Genomic DNA, 14015 nt, shown 5'->3' on the forward strand with positions numbered 1-14015 from the left:
CGCCTACTGAAATAGAAGAACCCAGTCTAAGAACGCCACGTCCTGTGGCAACGACTGAGTGACCAACATCATGCCGCTGACGCTTCGCTTTCGCGCAAAAGACATCTGTTGGCCCAAAGCCTCCGGCGGATGTCACGGATTTTGAAGGGAATAAATACAAGGATGTTAGCCTAAAATCTTCGCATCCTGCGAAAACGGCTAACTGACCTGCATCGTGCAGGCCTAAGCACAATTCAAAATCCGGACCATTGTTTATCTGCGCGAAAGCGTAGCGCCAGCGGCAAATGTTTTCTGTAGCGAAAGCAAAGCGTCAGCTACAATTACGCCAAGGCGAAATTGATAAAAGGTAGGGAAAATGACATGAAAAAATTTATCGTGACAGGTGCACTCCACGGCTTTTTAGCAGTGGCATTGGGTGCATTCGGTGCACATGCTTTAAAAGAAGTTCTAGACGATTACGGTCGCGGGATTTGGGAAACAGCTGTTCAGTATCAAATGTTTCATGCCACTGGTTTACTTATAATTGGTATATTAATGAGTTCCAAATTACTGGGTGAGGCAAAGCAGTTAAATTTAGCTGGAATCTTTTTTAACCTAGGTATTGTCTTCTTTTCAGGAAGCTTATATGTACTTGCAATCAGCGGCGTTAAAGTTTTAGGTGCCATTACACCAATTGGTGGTGTTCTATTTTTAGCTGGCTGGATTCTAATTATAGTATCTGCCCTTAAAAATGCTCGATAAAAGTTGAATATAAATATTCCTACAAAGTTACTCCTTTGCATTATGTGTGAGGGAGTTTTTGTTTTTTTAGAAACTACTAGTAACGGATTAAGAGAATTTTTCTTCGTAATGAACAATATAATTTCTATAGAATAGATAGTTTTAATTCCTATTGTTTTTGTAAGGTTTTATAGTACACTGATATTATCAAATAAGTTCGACAAATCGGAAGTGAGGTTTTGAGATATGGAGAAGCTTTTTACTTTACTAGATAATAACTACGATGAAATGGTAGCAATTCGTCGTCATTTACATGAATATCCGGAATTATCTTTTGAGGAAGTAGAAACACCAGCGTATGTAGCTGCTTTTCATCGAGCGCTTGGCCATGAGGTTCGAGAGCATGTAGGTGAACGTGGTGTTGTTGCAACTTTACGTGGAGGGAGACCAGGTAAAACTGTGGCATTGCGCGCTGATTTTGATGCACTGGCAATTCTGGAGGAAAATGATGTCCCTTATAAGTCAAAAGTAGATGGTAAGATGCATGCATGTGGACATGATGGTCATACTGCAACATTACTTGGGCTGGCTAGAGCACTTAATGCAATGCAGGATGACATTGTAGGTAATGTAGTATTTATTCATCAGCATGCGGAAGAAATGGCGCCAGGTGGTGCAAAGCCTATGATTGAAGATGGCTGTCTGGACGGGGTAGATGTTATTTTCGGTACACATTTATGGGCACCAACGCCATTGGGAGATATATTGGTGAGAGATGGAGCAATTATGGCTGCTGCGGATAAGGTGGAAATTACGATTCAAGGCAAAGGGGGTCATGGTGCGGAGCCTCATCATTCTATTGATGCTGTTGCTCTTGCGTCACAGTTTGTAGTTAATGCTCAGCAGCTTATATCCCGACGCATAGATCCGTTGAAATCAGCCGTTTTAACAATTGGTCATTTTGAGGCGATTAATCCTTTCAATGTTATTGCTGAACGAGTAGTATTAGCCGGTACAGTCCGTACTTTTGAGGAACAGGTGCGCAGACAAATGGAGCAAGAGCTTGAAGCGATTTTAAATGCCACTTGTTTGGCCTTTGGTGCAAGCTATGAATATCGTTATACAAGAGGCTATCCACCGGTTTACAACCATGTAAAGGAAACGGAATTTATTGCACAGCTTGCAGCAGATATACCAGGAGTAGAAAACATTATAATGTGCCCACCATTTATGATTGGTGAGGACTTTGCGTATTATTTAGAGAATGTACCTGGTACATTTTTCTTCACAGGTGCTAAAAAACCAGAGTGGGAAGAGGTGTACCCTCATCATCATGCACGCTTTGACTTTGCTGAACGTGCGATGTTGATTGCTGCCAAAACATTAGGAAAAGCAACATTGCAGTTTTTACAAGAAAATCAATAATAAGCTCTTCCACAAGGCCTGAGCTTTACATAAAAATTGGCATGCTAGGAGGTATCCTAACATGCCAATTCTTTTGATTTAATGGCAAATATCCAAGCAGATTCCTCGCCTTCATTCGAAAAATATTTGCTGCGCAAGCAAGGATATGAGACTTAATGGGAGTCTAGTGAAACATGCAATGCGACGTAGCATGAGTAAAACGAGTGAAGGAACACACTGATTCTGCTTGTATCTTACTCGCATTTAGAGGAGCGGAATATTACCATATAAGAAAATATGAATTAGAAGACTTTTGAAAAGTTCATTTCAATTATGGATTTTGGTTAAAATAAGCCATTTCTTCATCATATTCAGCAAAATCAAAGTAAATCATTGGGAATAGGAAACGATGATTCGATTTGAGTTCACGTAAAATAACATGATCTCGACCAGCAGCTTCTACAACGCCTCGCACTATTTTCGTGTTTTTCCCTGGCTCAATCGCATGCTCGAAGGAAAAATGGAAAGTAGCAGGTTTTCCACGATTCAAACGCAAAATATTTTCAATGTACGATTGCTCCCGTCCAGGTGGTCGTGCTCCAGTCGTCTGTGGAGGCATTACCTGTGGAGGCATTACCTGTGGAGGCATTTGTTGTTGCGTTGTCGGTGTCCAATAATAAGGCATCATAAGTTATCAACCTTCTTTCTTTTAGATTTGAGGACAATCTTTTTCGGTTGGGGAGAAGAAGCAATGTGCTTTGAATTCTTCCCGTGTTCCACTGACTATACCATTGTGCTGGACAATCTCCCTCAGGTTCGAAAAACCATTGCGAACGAGTCGCCGGATGGAATCTTTCGCCTTGAATAACTCTCTTTGCTAATCGAATGTCTTGATCACGTGCTCGTTGATAAAAATAGACTTTTTGTGTCGCTTCAAAGCCCCCAGGACGCTGAAAAACCATTTGTTCAATTGTACGAACATCCGTAAAATCTAAACAATCGGCTCGTACACGATTGACGCCAACATCGCCGACCATCAGCATACCTAAATTCCCTTCACCTTCTGACTCAAAGCGCAACAGCCTTGCTAGCATGGCTGTTTATGCATCATTCGTCTTTATAACGGCGACTTTCACTCCTCCTCGCAGACAGTATATGCATGATGGTATTGTAGACATGTTCAATTTTAATGAAAGAAATTCACAATAAAAAAATGCTAAGCATATATTAGTAATAACGAGTCGTTGGTAAAATAAGGCCAGTTTTTGGCCGACTACCATAATGTGAGGTTGATTTGCATTGTGAAAGCGAAGCGTTAGCACAGGATGTGATGCTTTTAGACTTTGTTTTCTCTACTGTGCTCGCTCCAGAAATAATCTGTGACTCAGATCTTCAAGGAGTCTCCAAGCCTCCGCAGTCCCAACTTTGGTGATACGCTAAAATTTAAAATGGTTAAATAGAGAATAGAAAATATAATGGGGAACGTGAAATAGGAAATTGCATGTGTACTGAATACATGTGAGGTGACAGGGTATGGAGGTTGGTGTTTGGGTAGGGATATTGTTGAGTGCTGTGCTGGCATTTTTAGTGGGAAGTTTTTACGGACAGCCACTCCACTGGTATCTCTTTATACTAATAATCGTAGTGGGATTTTTCATCAATACGATTATACTAATTTTGAAGGTTAAGGATGAAAAGTCTTGAGGTACAATGTAGCCAAATGAAAATAAGAAAGTGTCATCGTAATGGTGGCACTTTTTTATTTTTGTTAAATTTTTGTGATTAAGTAGATAAAATATGAAGTTTTGCAAGTATATTAAAAATAAATCGTGACATACTATAATGAAAATTATTTTTCGCTTTCATGAAGGAGTGTTATAATGCATATTTTTGGTACGTTTGTAGCAATTATCATAAGTGCATTCATCGCCATTGGTATAGCAGAATACTATCATCAACCATATAATTGGTATTTAGTTTTCCTTATGATTCTAACTGGTTTTTTTATTCATACAATTATTTTAATATTGGAATCAGAGAACAGCGAAGAAAACGAGTTTTAAAAAATGCGAGTCCATATTATCGGACTCGCATTTTGTATTTAAAGGCATTGTGAATTAAACAGTTAAGAATTTCACAAGTTTTTCTTTATCAAGAAGGTTACCAACGAAGAATGCACCGAACTCACCATAGCGAGCCGAAACTTCATCGAAACGCATTTCATATACTAATTTTTTGAATTGTAGTACGTCATCTGCGAATAGTGTTACGCCCCATTCGTGATCGTCGAAGCCAACAGAACCAGTAATGATTTGTTTAACTTTACCAGCATAGCCACGACCAATCATACCGTGAGAACGCATTAGCGATTTGCGTTCGTCCATTGAAAGCATGTACCAGTTGTCATTACCTTGACGACGCTTATCCATTGGATAGAAGCATACATGCTTAGCACGTGGAAGTTCAGGATATAGACGAGCTCGCACATGTGGATTTTGGTAAGGATCTTCGTCAGAATCACCTGCTAAATAGTTAGAAAGCTCTACAACAGATACATATGAATATGTAGGAATTGTAAAATCAGCAATCGCTAATTTATTGAATTCAGCTTCAAGCTCTTGTAGCTCTTCCATTGTTTCGCGTAATGTCATAATCATAAAGTCAGCTTTTTGACCAACGATTGCGTAAAACGCATGGGCACCTGTTTTAGCTATATCAGCCTCGTTTAATTTTTCTAAATATGCAATAAACTCTTCTACTGCTGCTTGGCGTTCCTCAGCAGAAACTAATTTCCATGAAGCCCAGTCGATTGAGCGGAAATCATGTAAAGCGTACCAACCATCTAAAGTAATTGCTGCTTCATTCATTATTAAAAACACTCCTTTATAAGTGAATAATATTCAAATTTCAGTTTATCATAGTTTGTACAAAATCCATAAGTTCATGATTGCGTTCACCAATTTGACACCTTCAATAGATAATGTATGCTAAAGAGAAGAGATGTAGATAGAGGAGCTCCAATCATGAAAAGTATTTTACAACAGCCGATTTGGCGTTTTTACGATCAATCCCTTAGCGCGAAGCAAAGATCGCCACTTGAATCCTTTGCCACAGACGATACTTTATGTCAGCTAGTTGGGCAATTAGCCTCTCCACCAACTATTCGTACATGGGTACATGATGCATCTGTTGTGCTTGGTATTCAGGATCACCGTTTACCATATGTGCAGCAGGGCATGGATTTGCTCAAAGCACGTGGCTATAATCCTATTGTACGCAATTCAGGCGGATTAGCAGTTGTGCTTGATGAAGGTGTACTGAATATTTCCATAGTTTTATCTGAACAAACGGAAGCGCTAAGCATTAATGACGGCTATGATGTAATGGTAGCTCTAGTAAAGGGATTATTCCCTGAAGTAGCGGATCAAATCGAAGCCTATGAAATTGTAGGCTCTTATTGTCCAGGTTCCTATGATCTAAGTATTAAAGGAAAGAAATTTGCGGGTATTTCTCAAAGACGCTTACGTCAAGGGGTAGCCGTGCAAATTTATTTATGTATTGAAGGAAGCGGTTCAGATCGAGCTGCACTCATTCGTGACTTTTACGAGGAAAGTCTAAGAGGAGAGGAAACAAAATTTACGTATCCTAATATTGTCCCTGATGTGATGGCGTCACTATCTGAACTTATTGATGCATCATTAACAGTGGAAGCCGTTGTTATCCGTTTACAGCAGCTTTTTAACAATATGGCAGAAGAAATTCGATTTGAATCTTTTAATGATGAAGAACTAACACTATATGCGTTTTATTTACAACGTATTTTAGAACGGAATACGAAAATGCTTGAACCAAAGTGAAGTTAATCACTGAGGGTACCAAACGAGATAGATCGTTTCAAAGAAAAAAGCGATGCTGCTAATTAAGCGCATCGCCATTTTCTTGTGTATAAGGGCTACTTACAACAAGATTTCCGTTTTTCTCCATTTTGAAAACAGGTGCAATTCGTTCTTCCTCTTCATCTAGTGTTACTAGTCGTCTAGCACGGTTCATAATTTGTACAAATTGCTCGTAATCTTTTCGAATAGCTCTATTTTCCTCTTCTAGTTGTGTAATTGTCTTCTCTAGTTTTTTATTTCTCTCAGATGTTACGTGTACTAGTTGTCTCCATTTTGAAGACTCATTACCTATCTCACCAGAGTGCTGTAAACGTAGTAAATAGGCTATGACAATATCAAGATTTAATGCAGAAAGAGGAATTGATTTACCCTCTGCGGCACTACTATTAACTGTAAACATACTAGAAGCACGGCGTCTTGCTGGAGCTCCTAACACTCGCATTCTTTCTTTTCTTTCTTTTTTCGCTTCTGATAATTGTTCCTCGTATTCTTTGCGAACAACAGCATTCCAACGAAAACCACATGCAGCAGCCGTACGATTTAAAGCATCACCAGCTTCTTCAAAGGCATTTAATTGTGTACTACCTTCCGTCACATGGCGAATTACCGCCTCTGCTAATAATTCATCGTTTTCTTCTAACCAAGCATCTTGTCTTATTTTACTCATATTTATATCCTCCCACCTTTAGTTGGAACTTTTTATTTACAACTAGCATGACCAATCTTTTAACCTTTTATTCACCTATGTGGAAGGAATTATGCTTGAATACAAGGGGAAAAATGCGATACAATACCCGATGTAGGTTTGTACGTATGCTACATACTTAAATATGTGAAAGTCATACGTTCCATAGAAACGACTTTTTGAATCAATTTTGCCTCGGCATAATTGCGTCTGGAATCGGCTTTGTGCTTGCACAAAGAACTCCATTCTGATTCCGTGACATCCGCCGGAGGCTTTAACTTCTTTCAGCGGATGATTGGATACCCGCTCTGAAAAGAGATTAAAAAACGCATTCATTTCACCACCTATAGAGGTGGGAGACTTTCAGCTGAAAGAAGTTACAAAAATACTATATAGAAAGGGTTGTTGACAAAATGGCAAACGAATTTAAAGTTTGCGATGAATGTCAGGCCGTTAACTTAAAAACGTTAATTCCAAAATTAAAGGAAATCGATCCTGATGCAACCATCGAAATTGGCTGTCATTCCTATTGTGGCCCAGGACGTAAAAAAACATTTACCTTTGTAAATAGCCGTCCTGTTGCTGCATTAACAGAAGAAGAACTAATGGAAAAGGTTTTAGCAAAGTTAAAGAAATAAGTAAATCAAAACGCTATCTTCACTAGTCTAGTTGGAGATAGTTTTTGTTTTTTCTGCATTTTTAGAGTCATCGGAGCGACGGATGAAAGATTCAGAGCGACGGATAAAAGATTCAGAGCGACGGATAAAAGATTCAGAGCGACGGATAAAAGATTCAGAGCGACGGAAAGCGACGAATAGAAGGGCCAAAGCGACGGATGAAATCATCGGAGTGACGGAAGTAAGAGTCAGAGCGACGGATGGACCTCGGGACGACGGAAAGAATAGCCAGAGCGACGGAAAGAAGAGCCAGAGCGACGGAAAGAAGAGGCAAAACGACGGAAAGAAGGGCCAAAGCGACGGATATACTTCAAGATTACGGACGCCCCCAGGAAAGTGCCCTGTCGGAATGGAAATCAACCACATGCTATGGCGACAGAACTTAGGAATTAGATCAATAGAATCCTAAATTAAGACGAGAATACAGTGAGTTAGGTTGATAGTCTCTAGAATTAAAAGGGAATATGTATGCTAGTCCTGCATTTATCGCATATAATAGAACAAATAGGAAACGGGGGTGCTGTACAATTGACACACTATGCAAAAGCTAAGCTACAAGAGGAGAAAGTATTCAAGGATCCAGTGCATCGATATGTGCATGTACGGGATCAAGTGATTTGGGATCTAGTTGGTACGAAAGAATTTCAGCGATTACGTCGAATTCGCCAACTCGGTACAACGTTTTTAGTATTCCATGGAGCAGAGCATAGCCGCTTTAGTCACTCACTAGGCGTTTACGAAATTATACGCCGTATAGTAGATGATATATTTGCAGGTCGCCCTGAATGGGATGAAGATGAACGACTGCTTGTGCTTTGTGCAGCCCTATTACACGATTTAGGGCATGGACCATTTTCGCATGCTTTTGAAAATGTCTTTGAGCTTGATCATGAATTTTATACTAAGCAAATTTTACTTGGCGATACAGAAGTGAATGCAGTATTAAAAAAAGTATCGGCTGATTTCCCTGAAAAAGTATCACAAGTAATTGAAAAAACATATCCGAATAAGCAGGTCGTCAGTTTAATATCAAGTCAAATAGACGCTGATCGTATGGATTATCTACAGCGCGATGCTTATTTCACTGGCGTAAGTTATGGTCATTTTGATATGGAACGTATCTTAAGAGTGATGCGTCCAAGAAAAAACCAGGTCGTTATTAAGGCGACGGGCATGCATGCGGTAGAAGATTATATAATGAGCCGCTATCAAATGTACTTACAAATTTATTTCCATCCAGTATCTCGCAGTGCAGAGGTTGTTTTAAATAATATTTTAAAACGCGCTAAGCAACTAAGCTTGGAAGGTTACAAATTTAAGCACGAGCCTACACACTTTTTAGCATTTTTCCGTAATTCAATTACGCTGGAGGACTATCTTGCATTAGATGAGAGTATTCTTTTTACATATTTTCAACTTTGGATGCAAGAGGAAGATGCTATATTAAGTGACTTGAGTCGCCGCTTTGTCAATCGAAAGCTATTTCAGTACATTGATTTAGATCCAGGTGTCGAGCTAGATAAATATCAAAAACTACAAGAGCTCTTCAGGCAAGCTGATTTAAATCCAGAATATTATCTTGTCCACGATACGACGGCAGATTTACCTTATGACTTTTATCGACCAGGAGAGGAAGAAGTGCGTGTTCCTATTTTCTTAGAAATGAAAAATGGAGAGCTAAGAGAGCTATCGCGGGAATCTATTATTGTTGATTCTATTTCTGGCCGTATGAAGCGAGATCATAAAGTATATTTCCCACTAGATTTCTTAGAGGACAACAGTACTCATTCCGTTGTGAAGAACCAAATATTAGCTTTGATTCAAGGACAGGGGAAAAATTAAAAAATTTTTTTATATTTTTTTTATGTATAAAAATGTGTATATAAAATAATTAAATTAAATAGTATTCCAACATACCTATAGTGAAAAACAGCGAAAATACTCTATTAGAGTTATTTTCGCTGTTTTTTGTTGTTGTATAAAGATAAAAAAAGTGGAAACTATATAGAATTTTTTAGAATTTTGTAAATAGAAAGTCTGTGATTGTTTAGAATTTGTTTAGTATTATCTTGTATAATGAGTCGAAAACCCTAACGGGGATAGCGCCTGTTATTTAAGGTGTTACAAAAGTACTATGAATATATTCGGATTGTACATATAACATACATAAGTCATCATGAATGCCTATTCGTGAGTGCTTACTTGAATGTATTCATGTAGACGACAAGTGAATAGAAGGGAAGAGGGACCAACCTATGTTTGTGGCATACTTTTTGACATGGCTAAAGGATACAACGTCGTCAGCAAACGCCAACAGGTAGCTCTCTGAACTTAGAAAAGGAGAGAAACATGCAAAAATTTAAAAAATTAAACATAGCAATAATCTTAATGCTACTCGTATTCCAAACAGTACTATCACCTATTTCAGTGTTTGCAGCAGAGGGCGAACCACCTGCAGTTAAAACTGGAACAGATACTGGTACTGGTTCTACAGGAGAGATCGTACCACATGTAACACCACCAGCTGAAACTGGAGGAGATACTGGTACTGGTTCTAAGGGAGAGGTCATACCACATGTAACACCACCAGCTGAAACTGGAGGAGATGCTGGTACTGATTCTAAGGGAGAGGCCGTACCACATGTAACGCCACCAGCTGAAACTGGAGGAGAAAATGGTACTGGTACTGGTTCCGCGGACGAGCTCCCACCACCAGCTGAAGCAGGAAAAGAGGATGGGACTAAACCTGATTCTGGCAGTGAAGTAAAAGTCCCAAGTGGAGATATGCCGGACGAAACTACACCGCCAAAGTATGATTCAACTATGTCTGTTGATGTCATTAAAAATGTTGAGTTTACTGTGGGTGAAGCAAAGGTTAATCCAAATGACAGCATTAAAGTTACTAATGGACAATCTGCAGAGTTTAAATTTTATTTAGAACTAGCAGCGGGACATAATTATGGCCCGGGTACAACATTAACGTACACTTTACCAGCTATTTTTGAAGATATAACATTCCCAAATGGAACAGCTTATGGTGAGGTCGGTACAATTTCGAAAAATGGAAATGATATTGTAATTACATTCAACGATGAGTTACGAGATAGTTTAGGAACAGGTGTAGCCCTTGAGCCAGGTGCATACTTTATGGTAGAGGCGAATTTTGCAAAGGGTAATATGAATTGGGAAGAAACAATTAGTTTACCAGGCACTGAAAACATCGAGCTAAACTTCCAACCTTCGAATAGCGGTACACCTGTTTCCAAATCAGGTAAAGCAGATAATGGTGCGCTAAACAGCGAGTTTATTAACTGGAAAGTAGATGTTAATACAGATCTAGGAGTTAATGAAGCGTCAGGTACTACAGATTTTGTTGATACACTAATAGAAGGTGCACATACATTTAAGCAAGATTCTGTAAAAATCACAAAGTTTAATGTATTACCTAATGGCAAACTAAAAGCCTCTTCTGACCCTGTAACTGCGATTCCAACCTTTGATACAGTTTCTGGTCAAGACAGAATGACAATTAAATTACCAAATGAAAAGCATACAGCTTACCATATTGAGTACCAAACAGAAGTTGGTGACCCAGGTAACGTTAGAAGTGCAAACTTTAAAAATGAGGCTACTTATAATGGGGGATCCTCTCCTCAATCAGTAACTGTAAACTTTGGTGATCCATTAGCAAAAACACATGAAGGTCCTACTTATAATGATTTAGCAACACATTGGACGATTAATTACAACTTCAATAAGCGCAACATATCATCGAAAAATGCAGTATTGACTGATGTGTGGCCAGACACCCAAGAATTAGATGGAGACGTACTGGTGTTCATGGAAGATGGTACTACTCCTGCCGATATTTCTTCTAATGTAGTTGAATATAAAGACAAAGAAAAAGACAAAAACGGCTTTAAATTATCATTTGATGCTGATGTAACAAAACCATATGTTATCAAATACAAAACAAAGCCAAAAGCTAATGTTTACCCTACGGAAGACTATACAGTAACAAATACAGTAACGCGTAGCGATATGGAACAATCAGTTCAAGACAGTACAACTTATAGTAAAAATGGTTTATTACTATACAAATCTAAAAATGGTATCGATTATCATAATAAAACAATGTCATGGAAAATTGTGGCGAACCAAGCAGGCTATAACTTAGCTGCTAATACAGTGTTTACTGATACTTTTGCAGATAAAAATCTAACTTTAAAAGTAGATACTTTAGTAGTAAAAGTAGATAATACTCCATTAGCTAAAGATACAGATTACACGTTAACTAATAAAAACGATCAAACTGGTTTCGAAATTACTTTAAAGAATCCAACAAATAAACTTATCGAAATTACGTACGATACAGATTACGATATTCGAAATGTTGGAGAAAATACATTTCAATATCGAAATGAAGTAAAAATGACAAATAGTGTTTTGTCAAATGCTTCATCTGATTGGGATGAACAAGATATCCGCCCTGAACAAAAAGCAAACGGTAAAAAAGAGGGTTACTATGATTACGCAACAAAAACCTTCTACTGGGATGTTGAGTTAAACTTTAACTACAATTCATTAACAGGTGCAGTATTTGAAGATAAATTACCAGATACACAAAAAGTTCAAAATATTGTAGTGAAAAAAGGTGAACTAAATGCAAATGGTGATTTCGTAGAGAAAGAAACATTAACAAATATTAAAAACACTTCAGGTAAAGATAATGAAATTAAGCTTGAATTAGGTAATATTGATAGCGTTTATAAAGTGACTTATGAATCAGTAGATGCAGATAGCATTTTCCCACATGGTAACCCAGTAAGTATTACAAATACAGCTACATTAACAAGCGCTAAGGGTGAAAATGCATCGTGGTCAAAAACAGTTGATGTAAGTCATACAGACAAAATTTTAAACAAAAAGGGTGAACAAGCACAACAAGGTTCTGCAGTAGCTAAGTGGAATTTTGAATTTAACTACGCACAATCTGAATTAAACAGTGTAGTCATTACCGACACAGTTGGTAAAGATGATGATGGTAACCCAGAACAAATGATTTTAAAAGATACATTTAAAATATATAAAGTTGCATTGTCTGGAATAACTCCAATTGATCCGACTGAAGAGAAGACACTTTTAGATCCAAGTAAGTATACATTAAATGTAGATATGAAAAATGGTACGTACACACTTGATTTAGGTAATGTAACTGGAGCTTACTACGTAGAATACGAAACAGTATTTACAGGTCCTTCAGGCACTGATGCTAAAAATGAAGTAGAAGTAAGCTATCAAGGTAGCAGTCAAACAAGTGGAAATGATAGCTGGTCAATTACTAATTTTAAATATGGTAACCAAGCATCAACAGTTAAAGTACCATTCGTTATTGTAAAAACGAATGCTGCAACAGGCGAAGTAATGAAAGATGTTGAGTTTACTTTATATAGCGAATACACAGGTGATAAACCATTAATTAGCGATAAAACAGGTAAAAACGGTGTATTAGATTTCGGATTAAAATTAGCTGAGGGTAATTATATATTAAAAGAAACAAAAGTCTCTGGTTTTAAAAATCCAGATGTAAGCTTTACATTAAAACGCGATAAAACAGAAACATCAGGTACATTTACAGGTAAACAAATTATTGAAATCAAAAACGAACCAGAGGGCTGGACACCAGATCCGGAAAAACCAGTTGATCCAAACAAACCAAATCCAGATCCAGAGAAACCGGTTGATCCAAACAAACCAAATCCAGATCCAGAGAAACCGGTTGATCCAAACAAACCAAATCCAGATCCGGAGAAGCCAGTTGATCCAAACAAACCAAATCCAGATCCGGAAAAACCGGTTGATCCAAACAAACCAAATCCAGATCCGGAGAAGCCAGTTGATCCAAACAAACCAAATCCAGATCCAGAGAAACCGGTTGATCCAAACAAACCAAATCCAGATCCGGAAAAACCGGTTGATCCAAACAAACCAAATCCAGATCCGAAGAAACCAGTTGATCCAAACAAACCAAATCCAGATCCAGAGAAACCGGTTGATCCAAACAAACCAAATCCAGATCCAGAAAAACCGGTTGATCCAAACAAACCGAATCCAGATCCGGAGAAGCCAGTTGATCCAAACAAACCAAATCCAGATCCAGAAAAACCGGTTGATCCAAACAAACCGAATCCAGATCCGGAGAAGCCAGTTAATCCAATAGATCCAGGTAATTCAGGTAACCAAATAGATCCGAAAAATCCGACAAACCCTGGAAAACCATCTGTACAAGAAGTCATTGATCAAGGGAAAGACTTAAAGCCATACAATCCTTCTACAGCAAATAAAGACACTTTAGATGCATATAAGGATTTCCTCGATAAATACAACGATTTATCTAAAGAGGAACAGGAAGAAGTAGCAAAATCTCTTGATATTGACAAAATCAAAGCAGATGCTAAAAAATTGGAAGCACAGTTAAAGGCGAAAGGTAAACTGCCACAAACAGATGGAGCAAACCAAACAGCTCTTACGCTAATTGGTGTGGTTCTCGTTCTAGGTGCATTATTCTTATTGCGTCGTCGTAATACAGAAGTGAAATAATTTTCCATAAGAAAACCCCAAGATCGTGAAATC

The 14015-nt window shown here is 38.2% G+C and carries 11 protein-coding genes and 1 pseudogene; 7 read left to right on the plus strand and 5 right to left on the minus strand.

All coding sequences use genetic code 11. From position 1 onward, the window contains the following. The first annotated feature begins 360 nt into the window (after positions 1 to 360). Entirely contained in the window at positions 361 to 741 is a 381-nt protein-coding gene (locus ACQKMV_RS00320) for a DUF423 domain-containing protein (RefSeq protein ID WP_427501880.1), read from the plus strand. Positions 742 to 966: 225 nt separating this feature from the next. Beyond that, complete coding sequence (locus ACQKMV_RS00325) at positions 967 to 2145, plus strand: amidohydrolase (RefSeq protein WP_427501881.1); 1179 nt, start codon at positions 967 to 969, stop codon at positions 2143 to 2145. A 310-nt stretch (positions 2146 to 2455) separates the two neighbouring features. On the opposite strand, the gene gerQ is transcribed toward ACQKMV_RS00325, so the two are convergent. Both gerQ and ACQKMV_RS00335 read right to left on the minus strand, forming a co-directional pair. Then, positions 2456 to 2812, minus strand: coding sequence for a spore coat protein GerQ (gene gerQ / locus ACQKMV_RS00330; RefSeq protein ID WP_427501882.1), 357 nt, complete (start codon positions 2810 to 2812; stop codon positions 2456 to 2458). 21 nt (positions 2813 to 2833) lie between these two features. After that, positions 2834 to 3218 (minus strand): annotated as a pseudogene (locus ACQKMV_RS00335) (cell wall hydrolase). Positions 3219 to 4004: 786 nt separating this feature from the next. Between ACQKMV_RS00335 and ACQKMV_RS00340 the strand changes: the two are divergent. Continuing rightward, a complete protein-coding gene (locus tag ACQKMV_RS00340) occupies positions 4005 to 4187 on the plus strand; it encodes a hypothetical protein (protein WP_427501883.1) in 183 nt (60 codons plus the stop codon). A 54-nt stretch (positions 4188 to 4241) separates the two neighbouring features. Here the strand turns inward: ACQKMV_RS00340 and hemQ are convergent, their stop codons facing one another. Continuing rightward, complete coding sequence (gene hemQ / locus ACQKMV_RS00345; RefSeq protein WP_427425959.1) at positions 4242 to 4991, minus strand: hydrogen peroxide-dependent heme synthase; 750 nt, start codon at positions 4989 to 4991, stop codon at positions 4242 to 4244. A gap of 156 nt (positions 4992 to 5147) precedes the next feature. On the opposite strand from hemQ, the gene ACQKMV_RS00350 reads away from it, so the two are divergent. Further along, on the plus strand, positions 5148 to 5981 hold the full coding sequence (locus tag ACQKMV_RS00350; protein ID WP_427501884.1) for a lipoate--protein ligase family protein: 834 nt from the start codon (positions 5148 to 5150) through the stop codon (positions 5979 to 5981). Between the two features lie 58 nt (positions 5982 to 6039). Here the strand turns inward: ACQKMV_RS00350 and ACQKMV_RS00355 are convergent, their stop codons facing one another. Next, positions 6040 to 6687, minus strand: a complete 648-nt coding sequence (locus ACQKMV_RS00355; protein WP_427501885.1) for an RsfA family transcriptional regulator — start codon at positions 6685 to 6687, stop codon at positions 6040 to 6042. Between the two features lie 431 nt (positions 6688 to 7118). Here ACQKMV_RS00355 and ACQKMV_RS00360 point away from each other — a divergent pair, with 431 nt between their 5' ends. Continuing rightward, complete coding sequence (locus tag ACQKMV_RS00360; protein ID WP_049667962.1) at positions 7119 to 7343, plus strand: DUF1450 domain-containing protein; 225 nt, start codon at positions 7119 to 7121, stop codon at positions 7341 to 7343. Between the two features lie 227 nt (positions 7344 to 7570). Here the strand turns inward: ACQKMV_RS00360 and ACQKMV_RS00365 are convergent, their stop codons facing one another. Beyond that, entirely contained in the window at positions 7571 to 7696 is a 126-nt protein-coding gene (locus ACQKMV_RS00365) for a hypothetical protein (protein WP_427501886.1), read from the minus strand. A gap of 154 nt (positions 7697 to 7850) precedes the next feature. Between ACQKMV_RS00365 and ACQKMV_RS00370 the strand changes: the two genes are divergently transcribed. Beyond that, positions 7851 to 9224, plus strand: a complete 1374-nt coding sequence (locus ACQKMV_RS00370; protein WP_427501887.1) for an HD domain-containing protein — start codon at positions 7851 to 7853, stop codon at positions 9222 to 9224. A 507-nt stretch (positions 9225 to 9731) separates the two neighbouring features. Continuing rightward, the gene (locus tag ACQKMV_RS00375; protein ID WP_427501888.1) at positions 9732 to 13982 is read left to right on the plus strand and encodes a collagen binding domain-containing protein; all 4251 of its coding nucleotides are present in this window, start codon (positions 9732 to 9734) and stop codon (positions 13980 to 13982) included. The last annotated feature ends 33 nt before the right edge of the window (positions 13983 to 14015 follow it).

It is taken from the genome of Lysinibacillus sp. NPDC094403 (assembly GCF_050278745.1).
GTDB lineage: Bacteria > Bacillota > Bacilli > Bacillales_A > Planococcaceae > Lysinibacillus.